The organism is Ewingella sp. CoE-038-23 (assembly GCF_040419245.1).
GTDB classification, from domain to species: Bacteria; Pseudomonadota; Gammaproteobacteria; order Enterobacterales; family Enterobacteriaceae; genus Ewingella; species Ewingella allii.
The window spans coordinates 2456662-2477783 of sequence record NZ_JAZHOH010000001.1 but is presented as its reverse complement, the minus strand read 5'-3'; the positions used below and the strand labels follow the sequence as shown (position 1 = coordinate 2477783).

Annotated in this window: 18 protein-coding genes, 1 tRNA gene and 1 other RNA gene; 11 read left to right on the top strand and 9 right to left on the bottom strand. The window is 49.5% G+C overall.

Annotation, left to right across the window (positions count from 1 at the left end; genetic code table 11):
* Positions 1-7: 7 nt before the first annotated feature.
* The 4 genes from V2154_RS11600 to V2154_RS11585 all read right to left on the bottom strand — a co-directional run bounded on the left by V2154_RS11600 (position 8) and on the right by V2154_RS11585 (position 1827).
* A non-coding RNA gene (locus tag V2154_RS11600) (RtT sRNA) lies at positions 8-136 on the bottom strand.
* A gap of 43 nt (positions 137-179) precedes the next feature.
* A tRNA-Tyr gene (locus V2154_RS11595) sits at positions 180-264 on the bottom strand.
* Between the two features lie 190 nt (positions 265-454).
* Positions 455-1303 carry a formyltetrahydrofolate deformylase gene (gene purU / locus V2154_RS11590; RefSeq protein ID WP_034791047.1) on the bottom strand — a complete coding sequence of 283 codons (849 nt, stop codon included), beginning with the start codon at positions 1301-1303 and terminating at the stop codon, positions 455-457.
* Positions 1304-1362: 59 nt separating this feature from the next.
* The gene (locus V2154_RS11585) at positions 1363-1827 is read right to left on the bottom strand and encodes a YchJ family protein (RefSeq protein WP_353502376.1); all 465 of its coding nucleotides are present in this window, start codon (positions 1825-1827) and stop codon (positions 1363-1365) included.
* 208 nt (positions 1828-2035) lie between these two features.
* Here V2154_RS11585 and rssB point away from each other — a divergent pair, with 208 nt between their 5' ends.
* From rssB to V2154_RS11570, 3 genes are all read left to right on the top strand, one after another.
* A complete protein-coding gene (rssB, locus tag V2154_RS11580; RefSeq protein ID WP_353502375.1) occupies positions 2036-3049 on the top strand; it encodes a two-component system response regulator RssB in 1014 nt (337 codons plus the stop codon).
* Between the two features lie 220 nt (positions 3050-3269).
* Entirely contained in the window at positions 3270-4613 is a 1344-nt protein-coding gene (locus tag V2154_RS11575; RefSeq protein ID WP_353503984.1) for a UDP-glucose dehydrogenase family protein, read from the top strand.
* A gap of 8 nt (positions 4614-4621) precedes the next feature.
* Positions 4622-5629 carry an NAD-dependent epimerase gene (locus V2154_RS11570; protein WP_353502374.1) on the top strand — a complete coding sequence of 336 codons (1008 nt, stop codon included), beginning with the start codon at positions 4622-4624 and terminating at the stop codon, positions 5627-5629.
* A gap of 219 nt (positions 5630-5848) precedes the next feature.
* Here the strand turns inward: V2154_RS11570 and hns are convergent, their stop codons facing one another.
* A complete protein-coding gene (gene hns, locus V2154_RS11565; protein ID WP_034791036.1) occupies positions 5849-6256 on the bottom strand; it encodes a histone-like nucleoid-structuring protein H-NS in 408 nt (135 codons plus the stop codon).
* 658 nt (positions 6257-6914) lie between these two features.
* On the opposite strand from hns, the gene V2154_RS11560 reads away from it, so the two are divergent.
* Entirely contained in the window at positions 6915-7517 is a 603-nt protein-coding gene (locus tag V2154_RS11560; protein ID WP_353502373.1) for a thymidine kinase, read from the top strand.
* 104 nt (positions 7518-7621) lie between these two features.
* Here V2154_RS11560 and adhE read toward each other — a convergent pair whose 3' ends face one another.
* Complete coding sequence (gene adhE / locus V2154_RS11555) at positions 7622-10297, bottom strand: bifunctional acetaldehyde-CoA/alcohol dehydrogenase (protein ID WP_353502372.1); 2676 nt, start codon at positions 10295-10297, stop codon at positions 7622-7624.
* Between the two features lie 530 nt (positions 10298-10827).
* Here adhE and V2154_RS11550 point away from each other — a divergent pair.
* The 6 genes from V2154_RS11550 to oppF all read left to right on the top strand — a co-directional run bounded on the left by V2154_RS11550 (position 10828) and on the right by oppF (position 18378).
* Positions 10828-11475 (top strand): YchE family NAAT transporter, encoded by a 648-nt coding sequence (locus V2154_RS11550; RefSeq protein ID WP_353502371.1) that lies wholly within the window; start codon positions 10828-10830, stop codon positions 11473-11475.
* Between the two features lie 1164 nt (positions 11476-12639).
* On the top strand, positions 12640-14286 hold the full coding sequence (gene oppA / locus V2154_RS11545; protein WP_353502370.1) for an oligopeptide ABC transporter substrate-binding protein OppA: 1647 nt from the start codon (positions 12640-12642) through the stop codon (positions 14284-14286).
* A 176-nt stretch (positions 14287-14462) separates the two neighbouring features.
* Positions 14463-15383, top strand: coding sequence for an oligopeptide ABC transporter permease OppB (gene oppB / locus V2154_RS11540; protein ID WP_353502369.1), 921 nt, complete (start codon positions 14463-14465; stop codon positions 15381-15383).
* A 15-nt stretch (positions 15384-15398) separates the two neighbouring features.
* Positions 15399-16307 (top strand): oligopeptide ABC transporter permease OppC, encoded by a 909-nt coding sequence (oppC, locus tag V2154_RS11535; RefSeq protein WP_034791020.1) that lies wholly within the window; start codon positions 15399-15401, stop codon positions 16305-16307.
* Positions 16308-16318: 11 nt separating this feature from the next.
* Positions 16319-17344 carry an ABC transporter ATP-binding protein gene (locus V2154_RS11530; RefSeq protein ID WP_353502368.1) on the top strand — a complete coding sequence of 342 codons (1026 nt, stop codon included), beginning with the start codon at positions 16319-16321 and terminating at the stop codon, positions 17342-17344.
* Entirely contained in the window at positions 17341-18378 is a 1038-nt protein-coding gene (gene oppF / locus V2154_RS11525; protein ID WP_353502367.1) for a murein tripeptide/oligopeptide ABC transporter ATP binding protein OppF, read from the top strand. The genes V2154_RS11530 and oppF overlap by 4 nt, the downstream gene beginning before the upstream one ends.
* Positions 18379-18566: 188 nt before the next feature.
* On the opposite strand, the gene V2154_RS11520 is transcribed toward oppF, so the two are convergent.
* Entirely contained in the window at positions 18567-18890 is a 324-nt protein-coding gene (locus tag V2154_RS11520; protein WP_013575941.1) for an HI1450 family dsDNA-mimic protein, read from the bottom strand.
* A 71-nt stretch (positions 18891-18961) separates the two neighbouring features.
* Complete coding sequence (gene cls / locus V2154_RS11515) at positions 18962-20422, bottom strand: cardiolipin synthase (RefSeq protein ID WP_034791010.1); 1461 nt, start codon at positions 20420-20422, stop codon at positions 18962-18964.
* 271 nt (positions 20423-20693) lie between these two features.
* On the opposite strand from cls, the gene V2154_RS11510 reads away from it, so the two are divergent.
* On the top strand, positions 20694-20876 hold the full coding sequence (locus V2154_RS11510; RefSeq protein WP_072009887.1) for a YciY family protein: 183 nt from the start codon (positions 20694-20696) through the stop codon (positions 20874-20876).
* On the opposite strand, the gene V2154_RS11505 is transcribed toward V2154_RS11510, so the two are convergent.
* Complete coding sequence (locus V2154_RS11505; RefSeq protein WP_218586968.1) at positions 20877-21038, bottom strand: YnfU family zinc-binding protein; 162 nt, start codon at positions 21036-21038, stop codon at positions 20877-20879.
* Between the last annotated feature and the right edge of the window lie 84 nt (positions 21039-21122).

Below are 21122 nucleotides of genomic sequence, written 5' to 3'. Positions count from 1 at the left end.
TTGGAGATGGTGGTGGGGGAAGGATTACTCGGCCGCTGGCCTCGCCCTTCGGGTCGTTGCTGCGCAACGCTGTCTCGCTTCGCTCGGCTCGAACCTTCAATCGAAGCTTCTCCATCCTTCCCAGTGCGGTATTCTATTTTAGATTGTTTTTTTGAGAGGTAATGCAGGAGTATTTAAGATGGTGGTGGGGGAAGGATTCGAACCTTCGAAGTCGATGACGGCAGATTTACAGTCTGCTCCCTTTGGCCGCTCGGGAACCCCACCACGAAATTCGTGGATTTCGAATTGTTTACTACATACTGCATTCAACGCTTCGGCTGTTGCGGTGAACGGGGCGCATAATACCAAATGAAACTGCGGTGTAAAGCCCTGAAACCGCTAAAAATGTTCGTTTGTTGTTTTTTTGCCCTTGGCGGTGCTTCTCTGAACAAAAAACACCGCCAATTTAGGCGAATTACAGAATAACGGTGCGATTTCCGTAAACGAACACGCGCTGGGCGAGTACGCGATACAGCGCGCGACTCAGCACGTTTTTCTCCACGTCACGACCGGCGCGCATCATATCTTCTGCCGTATAGGTGTGATCGACGTTGATGGTGTCCTGCATGATGATTGGACCTTCGTCCAGACTGTCATTCACATAGTGCGCCGTCGCGCCAATAATTTTCACGCCGCGCTCATAGGCCTGATGATAAGGGCGCGCGCCGATAAAGGCGGGCAGGAAGGAGTGGTGAATGTTGATAACCTGATGCGGATAATGCTGTACAAAGCCCGGCGTCAGCACACGCATGTATTTCGCTAACACCACGTAATCCGGCTGATATTGGTCGATTTGCTCCATCATTGCGCTGTCATGCTGCTCGCGCGTCAGGCCTTCGTGGCTGACTAAGTGGAACGGAATATCAAAACGCTCAACCAGCGTTTGCAGCGTGTCGTGGTTGCCAATAACTGCGGCGATTTCAACATCCAAACCGCCATAGGCCGATTTCATCAGCAAATCGCCCAGACAGTGGGCTTCTTTGGTCACCAAAATCACAATGCGACGGCGATCGGTGCTATGCAACTCGCGCACTGAGCCTTTCGGCAGCGCGCTGTCGAGATCGGCCAATAGCGTATTATCGTTGAAAATCCCTTCAAGCTCTGTACGCATGAAGAAACGCCCGGTGCGGTGATCAACGAACTCGTTGTTTTGCACGATGTTCAATTCATGCTTGTAACAAATGTTGGTGATCTTGGCGATCAGGCCCTTAGCATCCGGGCAAATGGTGCGTAATACCTTAGTTTGTATATTTTGTTGCGGCATGGGGGTGTGGATCCTGTCCTAAGCGTCTACTGGATATCGTTAAAATAGTGCGGGCAGAATCAGCGACCGCAACACTTCTTATATTTTTTACCTGAACCACAGGGGCAGCTGTCGTTCCTGCCCGGCTGGGGTTTAATTCCGTCAATATAGTACCAGCGTTCATTCACGCGAAGAAAGCGCGAACGCTCGTGAACTAAATGAATCTCTTCTGTATCTGGCTCTTTAAAACGAGCGGCAAATTCTACATAACCTTCATCTGCCTGCTTACCCGGCTGTGCGTCGATGACGTTCAACCCCAGCCAATGGGTATTTTTAAAACCCTCTTCGAGACTCTCTCTCCAACGTTCTGGCTGGCAGTCTGCATGCCAGGTGGCAATCAAATAGTCAGCGTCTTGCATGGCATAAGCACTGTAGCGCGAGCGCATCAAGGCTGAAGGCGTCGGGGCAATTTGGGCGTTAAGTAAAAAAGGCTGGCAGCACTTTTCGAATACTTCTCCGCTCCCGCAAGGGCAAGGCTGTGACAAAATAACTCCTGAATGGCGTTGGCAGCGCAAGGCGCGCTATTGAATGCAAGTTGGCGATATGTTACCTAACAACCTCGCTGGCTGACAACGCACTTACTGAGGGTTGTTCCTCGGTCATTAACTCGTCCTTGCACGAATCTGACAATTCTGACAAGCAAAATCGGGTTTTATGGGCCACTATTAAGAGAAGATATGCAGGGGGACCCCGATGGATAAGCCACTTACAAGCAAGCACATTCTGATCGTCGAAGACGAAGCCGTTTTCCGGTCGGTGCTGGCGGGGTTCGTGAGCTCGTTGGGGGCAACCTACACGGAAGCAGTTAACGGCCTTGATGCGCTTGAGCTGGTAGAGGACCATCCCCCGGACCTGATTTTGTGCGATTTGGCGATGCCAGAGATGGGCGGCATTGAGTTTGTTGAAAACCTGAGATTGCAGGGGATCAAAATTCCCGTGCTGGTTATCTCCGCCACTGACAAAATGACCGACGTCGCCACCATGCTCAGACTGGGCGTGGAAGACGTGCTGCTAAAGCCAATCAATGACCTCCAACGGCTGCGCGATGCCTTGCTGACTAGCCTCTATCCAAAACTCTTCTCTTCCGACGTTTTGCAAAAAAGCGATCTGATGAATGACTGGGAAGCCTTGTGTCGCAACCCCAATGAAGCCGCAAGGCTGCTGCAAGAATTACAGCCTCCGGTGCAACAAACCTTGGCTGGCTGCCGGGTTAACTATCGCCAGCTGACGATGGCCGAAAATGCCGGTTTGGTGTTGGACATCGCGGCTCTCTCTTCTAAAGATCTCGGTTTTTACTGTCTCGATGTGACACGGGCGAAAGAAAACGGCGTCTTGGCGGCTTTACTGCTGCGGGCGATTTTCAACGGTTTATTGCGCGAGCACCTGAGTAACCAACACCAACGCCTTCCCCAGATGTCAACGCTGCTTAAACAAGTTAATCAAGTGTTCAAACAGGCACGACTTGAAGGTCAGTTTCCGCTGCTGTTGGGGTATTATCACGCCGAGCAAAAGAACCTTATTTTGGTGAGCGCCGGGCTGCATGCCAACGTAAATACCGGCAGTAATCAGATTCAATTGAGCAATGGCGTGCCTTTGGGCACCACCGGCTCGACCTTTTCGAATCAAATAAGCCAGCGCTGTGATGCCTTCCAGTGTCAGGTGTGGGGCGCCGGTGGCCGCTTAAGGTTAATGCTTTCGACTGAATAACAGGCTGGAGAAAGATGACTGCTTTTGAGAGCCTGTTCAGTAGCCAAATAATGGATTTTGAACGCCTGCTTTTCTGGTTTTTCTCATTCTAGTCCGCTGTTTTGTCATCCAAGGTATGCCTTTGAAGGCGCGCTACACAGCGAACCTGTTATACTGCGCGGCAGTAATAATAGCGGGTGTTCTGAATCCCCTTAAAAATTTTTACGCTAGGAATTTTCCAATGAAAGTTACTGTATTTGGTATCGGTTATGTTGGACTGGTACAGGCTGCGGTTTTGGCTGAAGTTGGCCATGAAGTTCTCTGTATTGACGTTGATGCGAAAAAAGTCGAAAACCTGAAGAATGGCCAAATCCCGATCTTTGAGCCAGGTCTGACCCCACTAGTGCAGCAAAACTATGAAGCTGGGCGTCTGCGTTTCAGCACTGACGCCAAAGAGGGCGTAGCCCATGCCCAGATCCAATTCATCGCCGTGGGTACGCCGCCGGATGAAGATGGCTCGGCAGATCTGAAATACGTCACCGCGGTGGCCCGCACTATTGCTGAACACATGACATCGCCAAAAGTGGTGATTGATAAATCCACCGTTCCTGTCGGCACCGCGGATAAAGTTCGCGAAGTGATGAGTGCTGCTTTAGTCGCGCGTGGCTGTGAGATTGCATTTGACGTCATCTCCAACCCAGAATTCTTGAAAGAGGGTGCGGCAGTTGCCGACTGTATGCGTCCTGAGCGAATTGTTATTGGGACAGATAACCCCAACGCCATCGATCCTATCCGCGAACTCTACGAACCTTTCAACCGCAATCATGATCGCATGATCCTGATGGATATCCGCAGCGCCGAGCTGACCAAATATGCCGCTAACTGTATGTTGGCGACTAAAATTAGTTTCATGAATGAAATGGCTAATTTGGCTGAGTTACTGGGTGCCGATATTGAAAAAGTGCGTCAGGGCATAGGTTCAGACTCCCGCATTGGTTATCACTTTATATATCCTGGCTGCGGCTATGGCGGTTCCTGCTTCCCAAAAGATGTTCAGGCGCTTATTCGCACGTCTGAACAGATTGGTTACCAGCCGAAAATATTACAAGCCGTTGAGCAAGTTAATTATCAGCAAAAATATAAGCTTCCTGAGTTTATTTATCGCCACTTTGGTAAAGACCTGCAGGGTAAGACCTTCGCATTGTGGGGGCTTTCATTTAAACCTAATACCGATGACATGCGCGAAGCGTCAAGCCGGGTGCTGATGGAGCAATTGTGGGCGGCAGGTGCAAAAATTAAGGCTTATGATCCCGAAGCGATGAATGAAACTCAGCGCATCTATGGTCATCGTGACGATTTAGAATTAATGGGAACCAAAGAAGCAGCGCTTCATGGGGCCGATGCCTTAGTCATTTGTACCGAATGGCAAAACTTCCGCGCGCCAGATTTTGACGTGTTAAAAGACGCGTTAAAAAATCCGGTTATTTTCGATGGTCGTAATTTGTTTGACCCTGAGCGTTTGCTTAAGCGTGGCTTTACTTACTACGCGATTGGCCGTGGCGCCTCAATTAATCCAGTTTTATAGGGGAGTATATGAAGTTTTTAGTGACAGGAGCTGCTGGATTTATTGGATGCTTTGTGGCCAAAAGGTTGCTGGAAGAGGGGCATCAGGTCGTCGGCATTGATAATCTCAATGACTATTATGACGTTAATCTGAAATTATCCCGTCTTGAGCTTCTGACGAATAATTCAAATTTTGAATTTATTAAATTAGATCTGGCTGATCGCAGCGGCATGGCGGATCTTTTTGTCACCCACCAGTTCGAGCGCGTGATTCATTTGGGTGCTCAGGCCGGTGTGCGTTATTCGCTGCAAAACCCTTTAGCCTATGCTGATTCTAATTTGATCGGCTTTGTTAATGTGCTGGAAGGCTGTCGCCATAATAAAGTGGGGCACTTGCTGTACGCCTCATCCAGCTCGGTTTATGGCTTAAATAGAAAGCAGCCGTTCTCTACTGAGGATTCGGTTGACCATCCTATTTCATTGTATGCCGCCACCAAAAAAGCCAATGAGCTTATGGCTCACAGTTATTCGCACCTTTACGGCGTGCCAACCACTGGGCTGCGCTTCTTCACCGTCTACGGCCCTTGGGGGCGTCCAGATATGGCCTTATTTAAGTTCACTAAGGCTATTCTGGCGGGTGAGAGCATTGATGTTTATAACCACGGTAAAATGAACCGCGACTTCACCTATATTGACGATATCGCAGAAGCCGTGGTGCGCCTGCAGGACGTCGTACCGGTGGCGAATAAGGACTGGACGGTTGAAGAGGGTTCCACCGCCGGCAGCTCAGCGCCTTATGTGGTGTATAACATCGGTAACAGTGATCCCATCAGCCTGATGACCTATATCAAAGCGCTGGAAACGGCTCTGGGTATTGAAGCGAACAAGAATATGCTGCCAATGCAGGCTGGGGACGTGTTGAACACCAGCGCGGATACAGAGGCTTTGTATAAGGCGATTGGTTTCCGTCCTGAGACGTCAGTTGAGCAAGGCGTAAAACGTTTCGTGGAGTGGTATCGCGAATTCTATCAGCGGTAACCGCAATCCGGATAACAGAGGCTGCTTAGGCGGCCTTTTTTATGCCCGCATTTTTCATAGATGGGGAAGTGATGGATATTTCATCGATGCGTTAACGGCATTCAAGTATTGATAGAAGGAAATATATGCAGATTTAAAAATGAAAAACCCGCCTCGAAAGGCAGGTTTTTTTCAAAACGTATTAAGCTGAAGCGGTAATACTTTATTACATCAAGAAGATTACAGCAGGAAATCGTCGAGTGATTTACCTTGCTCTTCGATAGCTTTCTTGATCACAGCTGGAGTACGACCTTGGCCAGTCCAAGTTTTGTTTTCGCCGTTCTCGTCGATGTATTTGTATTTAGCAGGACGCGCAGCACGTTTCGCTTTACCAGTAGCTTTAGTAGCAGCCATAGTTTGCAGCAATTCGTTAGGGTCAATGCCATCGGCAATCAGCATTTCACGGTATTGTTGCAGTTTGCGAGTACGTTCTTCAATTTCAGCAGCTGCCTGAGTATCTTCTTCGCGGCGCTCGTTAACTACAACTTCTAATTTCTCAAGCATCTCTTCCAATGTTTCCAGAGTACATTCTCTTGCTTGGGCACGGAGAGTACGGATGTTGTTCAGAATCTTTAATGCTTCGCTCATTATACTAGTCTCGAATTATATTGGTGGGGGGCGTTGAGCTAATAATAGATTGCTCTTTAGCGTTCTGCAATAGACAATTTGTTTAGTTCACTCGAATTTACCAATTAAAAGCATAATTACATTAGCTGATAAAAATATAACCGTCTTAAAGAGCACTATTTAACGGGTGGCTGTAAGCTAAATTTCAATATGTTGGCAGGCGTTTTTTTGTGACTTGATGCAGCAGTTTTTATAACTCAGTGGCCACAGCTCACAAATAAGTTGAGTTCTAACCCACGCCTGGTGTGGCTTGTAATGTAAGGGGAGCGTTAACAAGTTCTTGTCTATTAGTGCCACGGCTGAACAGTTTGAGAACACTAAATGCTTAGGCAACTGAGGTTAAGGGGTGGTGCTTAATAAGGCTAAATGTTGTTTTAGTTGTGTTATATGGGGCTTGGCGCGGGTTCTATGACCGGCTAAAAAAGCAAAACACTTATAAACTTTAAACTTATTCCTAATATTCGATTGTAAATAACTGTGACTTTGAAATTTGAAATAAAGCACTGTTTTACGGCCACTTGCTGCTCGCTAACAAGCGAATGTCAGTCAGCGTAAGGCTTATGATACAATTGGCAACTTAGTGGTTAACCTTTCAATATACTTACGGAGTCACCATTTTATGGCTCAGCTTTATTTCTACTATTCGGCCATGAATGCAGGGAAATCGACCTCTCTACTGCAGTCATCTTATAACTACCAAGAACGTGGTATGCGCACCTTGGTATTAACTGCAGAGTTTGACCATCGCTTTGGCGTGGGGAAGGTGAGCTCGCGTATCGGATTGTCTTCGCAAGCCCAGTTATATAATAAAGATAGCGATCTGTTTGGCTTGGTTGCACACGAGCATCGTGAGCAGACCGTGCACTGCGTATTAATAGATGAAAGCCAGTTCCTCACTAAAGCACAAATTGCACAATTAACCGATGTTGTGGACAGTCTGGATATTCCCGTTCTCTGCTACGGACTGCGGACAGACTTCCGGGGTGAGCTTTTTGAAGGCAGTGAATATCTCTTAGCCTGGGCTGATAAGCTGGTCGAGTTGAAAACCATCTGTCACTGCGGTCGTAAGGCGAATAGGGTGCTGCGTCTGGATGAGCAAGGCGAACCTATGCACGATGGCGCACAGGTGGTTATAGGCGGCAATGAGAGCTATGTATCGGTATGCCGTAAGCACTTTAAAGAGGCCATGGCGGCATGCGCTGAGAAGGCCCCAAAGGCGTAATAAGCCGCGTTATATTTAGCTAAAGCACTCAAACTTGAGCACAAATAAAAAACCCGCCATAAGGCGGGTTTTTTCATAATCACTTTTTAATCTTCACTTAATGATTATTTTTTAGCGGACTTCTTTTCAGCTTTAAATACTGGAGCAGCAGTAACCACTTCTGCCTCTTCTTCTTCGGTGAATTTACGACCGTAGTAAGTGTCCATCAGAATCTGTTTCAGCTCGGAGATCAGTGGGTAACGTGGGTTAGCACCGGTACACTGGTCATCAAAGGCATCTTCAGACAGTTTGTCCACTTTCGCCAGGAAGTCAGCTTCTTGAACACCCGCTTCGCGAATAGAGGTTGGGATACCCAGCTCAGCTTTGATTTCATCCAGCCAGTTCAGCAGTTTCTCAATTTTCTGTGCAGTACGGTCGCCCGGTGCACTCAGACCTAAATGGTCGGCTACTTCTGCATAGCGACGACGCGCTTGTGGACGGTCGTATTGGCTGAAAGCGGTCTGTTTAGTTGGATTGTCATTGGCGTTATAGCGAATAACGTTGGCAATCAACATCGCGTTAGCAAGGCCGTGTGGGATGTGGAACTCTGAACCCAATTTGTGGGCCATGGAGTGACAGACACCCAAGAAGGCGTTGGCGAACGCGATACCCGCGATGGTCGCAGCATTGTGAACACGTTCACGAGCCACTGGGTTTTTCGCGCCGTCTTTGTAGCTGGCTGGCAGGAACTCTTTCAGCAATTTCAGCGCTTGCAGAGCTTGACCGTCTGAGTATTCGTTAGCCAGAACAGAAACGTAAGCTTCCAGTGCGTGAGTGACTGCGTCCAGACCACCGAAGGCACAGAGTGACTTAGGCATGTTCATCACCAGGTTAGCATCAACGATAGCCATGTCTGGTGTTAACGCGTAGTCAGCCAGTGGATATTTCTGACCTGTCGCATCGTCGGTTACAACGGCGAATGGCGTGACTTCTGAACCCGTACCTGAAGTGGTGGTGACGGCGATCATTTTCGCTTTCACACCCATTTTCGGGAATTTGTAGATACGTTTACGGATGTCCATGAAGCGCAGTGCCAAATCTTCGAACTGAGTCTGCGGATGTTCGTACAGTACCCACATGATTTTAGCTGCGTCCATTGGTGAACCACCACCCAGTGCGATGATCACGTCTGGTTTGAAGGAGTTCATCTGCTCAGCACCTTTGCGAACGATGCTCAACGTTGGGTCAGCTTCCACTTCGAAGAAGACTTCAGTTTCGATGCCGTGACCTTTCAACACGCTGGTGATCTGGTCGGCATAGCCGGCATTAAACAGGAAACGGTCGGTTACGATAAAGGCGCGTTTTGCACCATCGGTCGCCACTTCTTCCAGAGCGATAGGTAATGAACCGCGACGGAAGTAGATAGATTTCGGAAGTTTATGCCACAACATGTTTTCTGCTCGCTTCGCTACAGTTTTCTTGTTGATCAAATGTTTAGGACCGACGTTTTCAGAGATGGAGTTACCACCCCATGAGCCGCAACCTAAAGTCAGTGATGGAGCAAGTTTGAAGTTGTAGAGGTCACCGATACCACCCTGAGACGCCGGAGTGTTAATCAGGATGCGCGCGGTTTTCATTTTGTCGCCAAAATAGTTTACGCGTTCTGGCTGATTGTCCTGGTCGGTGTACAGGCAAGAGGTATGGCCGATACCGCCCATCTCTACCAATTTCTCGGCTTTCTCTACCGCGTCTTCGAAGTTCTTAGCGCGGTACATCGCGAGGGTAGGGGACAGTTTTTCATGAGCAAAAGGTTCTGACTCATCAACGTTTTTCACTTCACCAATTAATACTTTGGTGTGTGAAGGCACTTTGATGCCGGCCATTTCAGCGATTTTAGTCGCTGGCTGACCCACGATAGCGGCATTCAGGCCACCATTTTTCAAGATGATATCTTGAACTGCTTTCAGCTCTTTGCCTTGCAGCAAGTAACCGCCATGAGTGGAGAAACGCTCACGAACGGCATCGTATACGGAATCAACCACGATAATGGACTGTTCAGAAGCACAGATAACGCCGTTATCGAAGGTTTTGGACATCAGGATAGAAGCAACAACGCGTTTGATGTCAGCGGTTTCATCCACCACTACTGGGGTGTTACCTGCGCCTACGCCGATGGCTGGTTTACCAGAGCTGTATGCCGCTTTCACCATGCCTGGACCACCGGTAGCGAGGATCAGGTTGATGTCTGGGTGATGCATAAGTTGGTTGGAAAGCTCAACGCTTGGCTCGTCAATCCAGCCAATCAGGTCTTTTGGTGCGCCCGCCGCGATAGCAGCCTGCAGTACAATATCTGCAGCTTTGTTGGTCGCATTTTTAGCGCGTGGGTGTGGGGAGAAGATAATACCGTTACGGGTTTTTAAGCTGATCAGCGCTTTAAAAATCGCAGTAGAAGTTGGGTTGGTCGTCGGTACGATACCGCAGATGATGCCGATAGGCTCAGCGATAGTGATGGTGCCGAAGGTGTCATCTTGTGACAGGATACCGCAGGTTTTTTCGTCTTTGTAAGCGTTGTAGATATATTCAGAGGCGAAGTGGTTTTTGATGACTTTGTCTTCAACAATCCCCATTCCAGATTCTTCAACAGCCAGTTTCGCAAGTAAGATACGGGCATCAGCAGCGGCCAACGCGGCGGCACTAAAGATCTTATCAACTTGCTCTTGGGTGAAGTTAGCATATTCGCGCTGGGCTTTTTTGACTCGTGCTACGAGTGCGTTCAATTCAGCGACATTTGTTACAGCCATAATGCTCTCCTGATAAAGTTAAACTCTTTTAGTAAATAATCCGCCAGAATTCAGTATAGCTGTGCTATGACATACCGTCCGATACAAATTTACACATTTATTATCAGTCGGTTGCATCTGTCTCATTATTTGCTCAAACAGCTTTTAATAAGGTTGAACATCCTGTAGGAGAAAACGAGTTAACTTCGCCAGCTTGCAAGGTGTTTATCCTGTCGCCTACTCACTGACTACGTGAAAAGCATACTCACTTGGGGGCAGGCGATTTTTGATCTGGATCACTAAAGTGACTTGCTGACACCTTTCAGCAGGCCGTTGATGAGATTGGTTATCATTAACCCGTTTTTATTTAACAAAATGTGCGAATTTTGGTCGGATTGACCCCTATTATTTTTAACATCAGCATGAATCACTGCTTATATTAAAAAATCTGGTGGTACGCGCTAAAAAGTCTCGTGGAATCCCAGCGGCAATTACAGTACATTAGCGCCCATTGAAACCTTCCTCTTCTGGCGTGTTGTGCGGAGTTCTGCGTGAGCCAATCTCTGTTAGATCTTTCAGGCTATATCAAATTTTTCGTCGGGCTATTCGCATTGGTTAACCCAGTGGGGATCTTGCCGGTCTTTATTAGCATGACCAGCTACCAAGCCGCCGCCGGTAGAAACAAAACCAATATGACCGCCAACCTGTCGGTGGCCATTATATTGTGGACAGCTTTATTCCTCGGCGACGCCATTTTGCATATCTTCGGCATCTCTATTGATTCTTTCCGTATCGCGGGCGGCATTCTGGTGGTGTCCATTGCGATGTCGATGATCAGCGGGAAGTTAGGCGAGGATAAACAGAACAAGCAGGAGAAGTCGGAAACGGCGATCCGCGAAAACGTCGGGGTTGTGCCATTGGCGTTACCTTTAATGGCGGGGCCGGGTGCCATCAGTTCGACCATTGTCTGGAGTTCACGTTTCCACGGTTGGCAGAACCTGTTGGGTTTGACCGTAGCCATTGCGCTCTTTGCTTTCAGCTGTTGGTTGCTGTTCCGTGCAGCACCTTTACTGGTGAGACTGCTTGGACAGACCGGCATTAACGTCATCACCCGTATTATGGGCTTGCTGCTGATGTCACTGGGTATTGAGTTTATCGTGACCGGGATTAAAGCTATTTTCCCTGGTCTGCTGCAATAATATTCTTCGGGCTACTCTTTATCTTTCTAAACATTCGGTTATTGGTGCCTACAGTATTAACTTTGCTAATAACCGAATGCCTCAATATAGTGCAACTAATGACTTATTTATGACCAGTTGCACCTAAATGTGGCTTAAACTCCTTTCCTGAGCCTATTTATAACTCAAACAGCTATTTCTATACGTTTCCTTCCCCAAAAAATCCCTTTTTTATGACTTTCTCTGCCCGAATCGATGTTAATTTAACCACATCATTCTGTAGGGCTTGTGCATGCTGTATCGAGATGTTATTAGTGTTTACTCTGTCAGAAACAGCCATTTATTCTTCAAACCTACAAAATGTTAACTTTTTGTATCAGTCGAATTTTTAAACAGAAGCGTAAGATGGCTGTAGGTTATAAATCGATTAAAACAGAATAAAAGCAATAAGTTAGATAAGCATCCCTTACTGGCATGCCAGACGGCTAAATGACTTCGAAGCCCAGTAAAGGAGAAACGCGTAACATTTTCGCAAAATTTATTGGCGCAGTTAACAGGCTTCTGATAATTTTCGGGACGTCTTCACAAATGGAAAGTTGTTTCGGGCTTATGCCGAAGTGAGAATGGATCTTGCAAAGAGATTTAAATTTAGCAATTTCATTTGTTGTTGGAGAATGTCGTGGTCGAAACTTTGCATCCTTACAGAGCCAACGCGCTTTTAGTGTCACTGCTTTTCCCAAAAGCACTCCTTGGCACTGTTGATGCATGTCTTCGTTTAAGTCAGAAACGCTGCACATTAGTTCCCATTAAAATTCTTTTTTCAGGCTGCTAAAAACTGCAGTCCGAGAGTGTTCGTCTGAAATTGCATTGTTAAGTCAAATTAAGCATTAGCCTGCCGTGTTTGAAAAAGGTATTACCACACTGCGTGAAATACTAATCAACAGGGCGAGCAAAAGGAGAGGGGTCTTCCTTAAAGGATCTCTGAAGATGAAAGACGATTAACAGTCTCAAACTTCAAAAGTTAGAAATGTAGTAGGGGATAGTCGTCTTATTCACAGCGACTAAATACATGCGGTTTTTCTATCGGGTAATTCGTTCCTGCCCGCGATTAACCAAAAGCCCAGCAAGGGTTTATCTTGCTCCATCGTGCGCAAGTTCATAATAAAAACTGGAGTTGAATATAAAATGACCAACATCACAAAGAAAACTATCCTCGCTGCCTGCGTATTAGCAGCATTGGGCGTGACGACCGCGGGAAGCGCTTTTGCTGCTACCGTTCCAGCCGGTGTGCAACTGGCTGACAAACAAGAACTGGTTCGTAACAACGGTTCTGAAGTGCAATCCCTTGACCCACATAAAGTGGAAGGTGTGCCAGAGTCCAACGTTATCCGTGACCTGCTGGAAGGCCTGGTTAACACCTCTAACGCTGACGGCCACGTGATCCCAGGCGTAGCTGAAACTTGGGACAACAAAGACTTTAAAGTGTGGACTTTCCACCTGCGTAAAGACGCTAAATGGTCCAACGGCGACCCAGTGACTGCTGCGGACTTCGTTTATAGCTGGCAGCGCCTGGCTGACCCGAAAACTGCATCCCCATACGAAAGCTACCTGCAATATGGTCACATCGCTAATATCGATGACATCATTGCCGGTAAGAAAAGCCCTGACACTCTGGGCGTGAAGGCTATCGACGACCACACTCTGGAAGTGACTCTGACTGAGCCAGTTCCTTACTTCGTTAAAATGCTGTCTCACACCGCGATGAAGCCGGTAAACAAAAATGCTGTTGAGAAATTTGGCGACAAATGGACTCAGCCAGCAAACTACGTGAGCAACGGCGCTTATAAACTGAAAACCTGGACCGTCAACGAACGTATCGTTCTGGAACGTAACCCACAATATTGGGATAACAAAGACACTGTTATCAATCAGGTAACTTACCTGCCAATCTCTTCAGAAGTGACTGACGTTAACCGCTACCGCAGCGGCGAAATCGACATGACTTACAACAACATGCCGATCGAATTGTTCCAGAAACTGAAGAAAGAGATCCCAACTGAAGTCCATGTTGACCCATATCTGTGTACTTATTATTACGAAATCAACAACCAGAAAGCGCCATTCACCGACGAACGCGTTCGTGAAGCTCTGAAACTGGGTCTGGATCGCGACATCATTGTTGAGAAAGTTAAAGCACAGGGCGACCTGCCAGCTTACGGCTTCACCCCGCCATACACTGACGGCGCTGACGGCAAACTGACTCCTCCAGCCTGGTTCAAAGAAACTCAGGATCAACGTAATGCACAGGCGAAGAAACTGTTGGCAGAAGCCGGTTACACCGACGCTAAGCCATTGACCTTCAAACTGCTTTACAACACGTCTGACCTGCACAAGAAGCTGGCAATCGCCGCAGCGGCAATTTGGAAGAAAAACCTGGGCGTTAACGTTCAGCTGGAAAACCAAGAGTGGAAAACCTTCCTGGATACCCGTCATCAGGGTAACTTCGATGTTTCTCGTGCGGCATGGTGTTCTGACTACAACGAACCTTCATCCTTCCTGAACATGCTGTTGTCTAACAGCAGCAACAACACGGCTCACTATAAGAGCGCAGCCTTCGATAAAGCGATTGCTGACACTCTGACTGCCAAGACTGACGAAGAGCGCGCTTCTCTGTACCAGAAAGCTGAACAGCAACTGGACAAAGATTCCGCCATCGTGCCTGTTTATTACTACGTGAACGCCCGTCTGGTGAAACCATACGTGGGTGGTTACACCGGTAAAGATCCACAGGACAACGTCTACGTTAAAGATCTGTACATTATCAAACACTAATTAGTGTCTGGCAGGGCATCCCCGAGATGCCCTGCCTATTTTTGATAAAGGTATCGTTCTTGGCGCTGACCGTTTCAGCGCTGAAGCAGAGAGCCACCGTCGTAATATTTTTATTATTACGGCGATAAAGCCAAAACTATCAAGCTGTAGTGCAGGCTTAGAAACAGGTACGGGCAATGTTAAAGTTTATTTTACGCCGCTGTCTGGAAGCGATTCCGACGCTATTCATCTTAATTACCATCTCGTTTTTTATGATGCGTCTCGCACCGGGAAGTCCATTTTCAGGTGAGCGTAATCTTCCGCCAGAAGTTATGGCGAACATTGAGGCGAAATATCACCTCAATGATCCAATCTATAAGCAGTACTTCAACTATTTAGGGCAACTGGCGAAAGGTGATTTCGGCCCGTCGTTCAAATATAAAGACTATACCGTTAATGATCTGGTCGCCGCCTCTTTCCCGGTTTCCGCTAAATTGGGTCTGGCAGCTTTCATTATGGCGATTGTATTTGGTGTCTCTGCCGGTGTTATTGCCGCGCTTAATCAGAACACTAAATGGGATTACACGGTAATGGGGGTAGCCATGACCGGCGTTGTTATCCCGAGCTTTGTGGTGGCACCTTTATTGGTGCTGATCTTCGCCATTACCCTGAAGTGGTTACCGGGCGGCGGTTGGAACGGCGGTGGGATCAAATTTATGATCTTGCCAATGGTGGCTCTGTCACTGGCCTATATCGCCAGCATCGCGCGTATTACCCGCGGTTCAATGATTGAAGTCTTGCACTCCAACTTTATCCGTACAGCGCGTGCCAAAGGTTTACCGCTGCGCCGCATTATTATGCGCCACGCGTTGAAGCCTGCACTGTTGCCAGTACTGTCCTACATGGGACCTGCCTTCGTCGGTATCATCACCGGCTCAATGGTTATCGAAAGCATTTTCGGATTGCCGGGCATCGGCCAGCTGTTTGTTAACGGTGCACTTAACCGTGACTACTCGCTGGTTCTGAGTCTGACCATTTTGGTTGGCGCACTGACCATCTTGTTCAATGCGATCGTCGACGTGCTTTACGCCGTTATCGATCCAAAAATCCGTTATTAATGCTGGAGCTTATCAATGATGTTAAGTAAGAAAAACAGCGAAGCTCTGGAAAACTTCACCGAAAAGATGGAAGTTGAAGGCCGCAGCTTATGGCAGGACGCGCGTCGCCGTTTCATCAGCAACCGCGCGGCTGTCACCAGTCTTATCGTGTTGGCAGTGATTGCGTTATTCGTGACCTTCGCGCCAATGATTTCACAATTTGCCTACGCAGATACTGACTGGAATATGATGTCAGCTGCGCCGGACTTTGCTTCTCACCACTATTTCGGTACCGACTCCTCGGGCCGTGATTTGCTGGTACGCGTGGCCATCGGCGGGCGTATCTCTCTGATGGTGGGCGTGGCGGCAGCACTGGTCGCGGTTATTCTGGGCACCTTATATGGCACAGTTTCCGGCTACCTTGGTGGCAAAATTGACTCTGCGATGATGCGCTTCCTGGAGATCCTCAACTCCTTCCCATTCATGTTCTTCGTTATCCTGCTGGTGACCTTCTTCGGCCAAAACATTTTGCTGATTTTCGTCGCTATCGGCATGGTTTCATGGCTGGACATGGCGCGTATCGTGCGTGGACAGACCCTGAGCCTCAAGCGTAAAGAGTTTATCGAAGCGGCGCTGGTGAGCGGGGTGTCTACCCGCAACATCGTTCTGCGCCACATCGTGCCAAACGTACTGGGCGTGGTGGTGGTTTACGCCTCACTGCTGGTACCGAGCATGATCTTATTCGAATCCTTCCTTAGCTTCTTGGGATTGGGTACGCAAGAGCCGTTAAGTAGTTGGGGTGCGTTGCTGAGCGACGGCGCCAACTCTATGGAAGTTTCACCTTGGTTACTGCTGTTCCCGGCAGGCTTCCTGGTTGTAACTCTGTTCTGTTTCAATTTTATCGGCGATGGCCTGCGTGATGCCCTCGACCCGAAAGATCGTTAAGGAGTGCAATCATGAGCACCATTGAACATTCAACTTTCGCGTCACCGGCGTCCGTTGACGGCAAAGCGCCGCCAATCCTGCTTGATGTGAAAGACCTGCGCGTCACCTTCGGCACGCCAGACGGCGACGTGACGGCAGTTAACGACCTGAACTTTGACCTGCGTGCTGGTGAAACACTGGGCATCGTAGGGGAGTCCGGCTCGGGCAAATCCCAGACCGCGTTTGCGCTGATGGGACTGCTGGCCAGCAACGGCCGCATTGGCGGTTCGGCTAAATTTAATGGCCGTGAAATCTTGAACCTGCCGCCGCGCGAGCTTAACAAGCTGCGTGCCGAGCAGATTTCGATGATTTTCCAGGATCCAATGACCTCGCTGAACCCGTACATGCGCGTTGGCGAGCAGTTGATGGAAGTCCTGATGCTGCATAAGAATATGAGCCGTCGCGAAGCCTTCGACGAGTCAGTGCGCATGCTGGACGCGGTGAAAATGCCTGAAGCGCGCAAGCGCATGAAGATGTTCCCGCACGAGTTCTCTGGCGGTATGCGCCAGCGCGTGATGATTGCCATGGCGCTGCTGTGCCGACCAAAACTGCTGATTGCTGACGAACCGACTACCGCGCTGGACGTGACCGTTCAGGCGCAGATCATGACCTTGCTGAATGAGCTGAAAAGCGAGTTCAACACCGCCATCATCATGATCACCCATGATCTGGGCGTGGTTGCCGGGATCTGTGACAAAGTGCTGGTGATGTACGCCGGGCGCACCATGGAATATGGTCAGGCGCGCGACGTGTTCTACCAGCCGTCTCATCCTTACTCTATCGGCCTGCTTAATGCCGTTCCTCGTTTGGATTCCGAGGGTGGCATGATGACTACCATTGCCGGTAACCCGCCAAACCTGCTGCGCTTGCCAAAAGGCTGCCCATTCCAGCCTCGCTGCCAGCACGCGATGGAAATCTGTAACACCGCACCTCCACTGGAGCGTTTCGGTGAAGGGCGTTTACGCGCCTGCTTTAAGCCGGTCGAGGAGTTGGTATGACAGATCACACAGTAATTCACAGCCCGTCCAAGCACGAAGCGCCACCAGACAAAAAAGTTCTGCTGGAAGTGGCGGATTTAAAAGTCCACTTTGATATCAAAGATGGTAAGCAGTGGTTCTGGCAGCCATCCAAAACCCTGAAAGCGGTGGATGGCGTGACGCTGCGCCTGTATGAAGGGGAAACTCTGGGTGTTGTGGGTGAGTCAGGCTGCGGCAAATCGACCTTCGCCCGCGCCATTATCGGTCTGGTGAAAGCCACTGACGGCAAAGTGGCCTGGTTGGGTAAAGACCTGCTGGGCATGTCTGCGGCGGAGTGGCAACAAACCCGTAGCGACATTCAGATGATTTTCCAGGACCCGCTGGCATCGCTTAACCCGCGCATGACCATCGGCGAAATCATCGCCGAGCCGCTGAAAACCTATCACCCGAAAATGCCTCGCTCTCAGGTTAAAGAGAAAGTGAAGGCGATGATGCTGAAGGTTGGCCTGCTGCCAAACCTGATCAACCGTTATCCGCACGAGTTCTCCGGCGGCCAGTGTCAGCGTATTGGTATCGCCCGCGCGCTGATCCTTGAGCCGAAGCTGATTATCTGTGACGAGCCGGTTTCAGCCCTCGACGTGTCGATTCAGGCGCAGGTGGTGAACCTGCTGCAAGACTTGCAGCGTGAGATGGGCCTGTCGCTGATCTTCATCGCGCATGACCTAGCGGTGGTGAAACACATCTCTGACCGCGTACTGGTGATGTACCTCGGTCACGCCGTGGAGTTAGGGACATACGATGAGGTGTACCACAATCCTCAGCACCCTTACACCCGCGCATTGATGTCAGCCGTGCCGGTTCCAGACCCGGACAAAGAGCGCAATAAAGTGATTCAGCTGTTGGAAGGGGACTTACCGTCGCCAATCAACCCGCCGTCAGGCTGCGTGTTCCGCACCCGCTGCCCGATTGCTGGCCCAGAGTGCGCAGTAACTCGCCCACTGCTGGAAGGCAGCTTCCGCCACGCCGTCTCTTGCCTTAAAGTGGACCCGCTCTAAGCCACTGGAGTCACTCTTGAAGCATAAAAAAACCTGCCCATGGCAGGTTTTTTTTATCAAATCTATCCCCAAAATCATTCGACCTGAATTAAGGCGGCAACGGCATGAACTCTGGGAGCATACATCAGTATGTGACCGGGGTGAATGTCGGCGGCCAACGCCGAGTTAGGTTGAAGGATGCAGGGGGATTATTCTTTCCACAAAATATGGCACAGCTTGTGGTCTTTTTCGCGGCACAGCAGAACGCGCGCGAAAATATCATTAATCGGCTGATCTTCAGCGTCGGCCAGCCCGATAACCACTTCGGCGAAGAAGTCCGGGTTCAGATCGAAATCCACGTGCTCAACCCAATCTTCGGCCGGGTCATACAGTTCGGCACCGCCGCGCTCTTCAAATTGCAGATTGAAGATCAAGATATCCGCCGGATCGAGATTGTCGCCCGCCAGTTCCAGAAAAATGTCATAGGCTTGCTCAAGGGTTTCGTCTTCGGTCAGGCGGTTATTTAAATCCATAACGTTCCTATCAATAAATGGTGATCAGTAAAAGAGTGTCTCGGGCTATTAGAACATTCTCGCTGCGGCTTTTACAGCAGCGGGCTGAAAAAGTAGAACAGCCGTTCAATAATGCGATGCCAGAAGGGGCGTTTTAACCAGGCTTCGACGTCAAGCAAGTGCGAGCGGGCGATATAGTCGGCCTGCACCTGCGCCAAATCGTTGCCAAAGCCGTCATCATCAATCACCAGCGTGATTTCGAAGTTCAGCCACAGGCTGCGCATGTCGAGGTTCACGGTGCCCACCAGACTGAGTTGGCCGTCGACCAGAATGCTCTTGGTATGCAGCAAGCCATCTTCGAACTGGTAGATTTTCACGCCGGCTTCCAACAGCTCGTTGAAGAAGGCGCGGCTGGCCCAGCCGACCATCATCGAGTCGTTCTTCATCGGCATAACGATGCTGACGTCAACGCCGCGCTGGGCTGCGGTACAGATCGCATGCAGCAAATCGTCGCTCGGCACGAAATAAGGGGTAGTCATCACCAACTGCTCGCGCGCCGAATACGAGGCGGTGAGCAGCGCCTGATGGATCATATCCTCAGGGAAGCCCGGGCCGGAGGCGATGACCTGAATGGTGTGGCCGCTCTCTTGCTCAAACGGCATCTGATTGACGTCAGGCTCCGGCGGCAGAATGCGTTTACCGGTTTCGATTTCCCAGTCGCAGGAGTAGACGATACCCATGGTGGTGGCGACCGGGCCTTCCATACGCGCCATCAAATCGACCCACTGGCCCACGCCTGCGTCCTGTTTGAAATAGCGCGGATCGACCATGTTCATGCTGCCGGTATAAGCCACATAGTTGTCGATCAGCACCACTTTACGGTGCTGACGCAAATCCATGCGGCGCAAGAATACGCGCCACAGGCTGACTTTCAGCGCCTCGACCACTTCGATACCGGCGTTGCGCATCATGGCGGGATAAGGGCTGCGGAAGAAGGCGACACTGCCCGCGGAGTCGAGCATCAGGCGGCAGTGAATACCGCGACGCGAGGCCGCCATCAGGGATTCAGCCACCTGATCGACCAAACCGCCGGGTTGCCAGATATAGAACACCATCTCGATGTTATGCCGCGCCAGCTCAATATCGCGCATCATGGCGTGCAGGGTGTCGTCACTGGTGGTCAGCAGTTGCAGCTGGTTGCCTTTCACGCCCGCGATGCCCTGACGGCGTTCGCAAAGCTGAAACAGTGAGCTGGCTATCTCGCTATTTTCGGTGGCGAAAATGCGATGACAGCCTTTGAGATCATTCAGCCAGCGCGCGGTAGAAGGCCACATCGCCTTGGCGCGTTCTGCACGCCGTTTCCCAAGATGCAACTCCCCAAACGACAGGTAGGCGATAATGCCGACCAACGGAATAATATAAATGATCAGCAGCCATGCCATAGCCGAAGGCACCGCGCGGCGCTTCATTAAAATGCGCAGCGTCACGCCGGCAATCAGTAACCAGTAGCCAAAAATAAGAAGCCAGCTAATTACCGCATAAAAAGTTGTCATTGGGCGAAAAGTCCTGTTCGCAAGCCGTTGGGAGAGTGTACGCAGAGTCGGTGAAAGGGGAAACTTTTTAACGACTTTAAACCTTTCAATCAATCAGCTACCTCTGAAATCATTATCAGAAACCGTGAATTTCATCTGATTGTCATCAAGGGTAGCTGATAACTGACACATTAGGGTGAAACAGGGCTTGGATCACAATTTCATCGGCCTATAATGTGCACGCATTCTGCGTTTTAAAACGCAGGGAAAGTTGTCAACGGGAACAATGTGCATGAAACGTAGTAAGAATGAAGTAGGGCGCTGGCGCATGCTACGCCAGTCTCAGCGCCGCAGAAGCCGCTGGCTGGAAGGTCAATCAAGACGTTATCGCCACATCTACCGCATTCGGCAGATTCACCATCAGCAGCATCAACGTCTTTCTTTATATGCCGTTACTTATGAATGGCGCTCGTGATCACTGTGATTTCGGTTGAAATAAAGCACCGCATTTCGGGCAGACCAGCGTTGAATTCTTGCGCACTTTGGTGCTCATTTGTTCACTCACCGCTTTGCATTCCGGGCAGGTGACTTTAGTTTTCTGGCTAGAAAGAAACTTCAATCCGTCGAAGAATGACATAGTAGCTTACCTCTGGGGTAGGGAGAGGCAGTCTAACACAGCCACTGCTCGTACACTGTGATTGCTTTAGCGTCTGTGACATAT

What these genes read in the sequence shown, in the direction of transcription:
- V2154_RS11505 (WP_218586968.1), bottom strand. Translation starts at nt 21,038, where the DNA reads ATGTCATTCTTCGACGGATTGAAGTTTCTTTCTAGCCAGAAAACTAAA.
- V2154_RS11530 (WP_353502368.1), top strand. Translation starts at nt 16,319, where the DNA reads ATGAGCACCATTGAACATTCAACTTTCGCGTCACCGGCGTCCGTTGAC.
- purU (WP_034791047.1), bottom strand. Translation starts at nt 1,303, where the DNA reads ATGCCGCAACAAAATATACAAACTAAGGTATTACGCACCATTTGCCCG.
- cls (WP_034791010.1), bottom strand. Translation starts at nt 20,422, where the DNA reads ATGACAACTTTTTATGCGGTAATTAGCTGGCTTCTTATTTTTGGCTAC.
- V2154_RS11570 (WP_353502374.1), top strand. Translation starts at nt 4,622, where the DNA reads ATGAAGTTTTTAGTGACAGGAGCTGCTGGATTTATTGGATGCTTTGTG.
- hns (WP_034791036.1), bottom strand. Translation starts at nt 6,256, where the DNA reads ATGAGCGAAGCATTAAAGATTCTGAACAACATCCGTACTCTCCGTGCC.
- rssB (WP_353502375.1), top strand. Translation starts at nt 2,036, where the DNA reads ATGGATAAGCCACTTACAAGCAAGCACATTCTGATCGTCGAAGACGAA.
- V2154_RS11510 (WP_072009887.1), top strand. Translation starts at nt 20,694, where the DNA reads ATGAAACGTAGTAAGAATGAAGTAGGGCGCTGGCGCATGCTACGCCAG.
- oppA (WP_353502370.1), top strand. Translation starts at nt 12,640, where the DNA reads ATGACCAACATCACAAAGAAAACTATCCTCGCTGCCTGCGTATTAGCA.
- V2154_RS11520 (WP_013575941.1), bottom strand. Translation starts at nt 18,890, where the DNA reads ATGGATTTAAATAACCGCCTGACCGAAGACGAAACCCTTGAGCAAGCC.
- oppB (WP_353502369.1), top strand. Translation starts at nt 14,463, where the DNA reads ATGTTAAAGTTTATTTTACGCCGCTGTCTGGAAGCGATTCCGACGCTA.
- adhE (WP_353502372.1), bottom strand. Translation starts at nt 10,297, where the DNA reads ATGGCTGTAACAAATGTCGCTGAATTGAACGCACTCGTAGCACGAGTC.
- V2154_RS11575 (WP_353503984.1), top strand. Translation starts at nt 3,270, where the DNA reads ATGAAAGTTACTGTATTTGGTATCGGTTATGTTGGACTGGTACAGGCT.
- oppC (WP_034791020.1), top strand. Translation starts at nt 15,399, where the DNA reads ATGATGTTAAGTAAGAAAAACAGCGAAGCTCTGGAAAACTTCACCGAA.
- V2154_RS11560 (WP_353502373.1), top strand. Translation starts at nt 6,915, where the DNA reads ATGGCTCAGCTTTATTTCTACTATTCGGCCATGAATGCAGGGAAATCG.
- oppF (WP_353502367.1), top strand. Translation starts at nt 17,341, where the DNA reads ATGACAGATCACACAGTAATTCACAGCCCGTCCAAGCACGAAGCGCCA.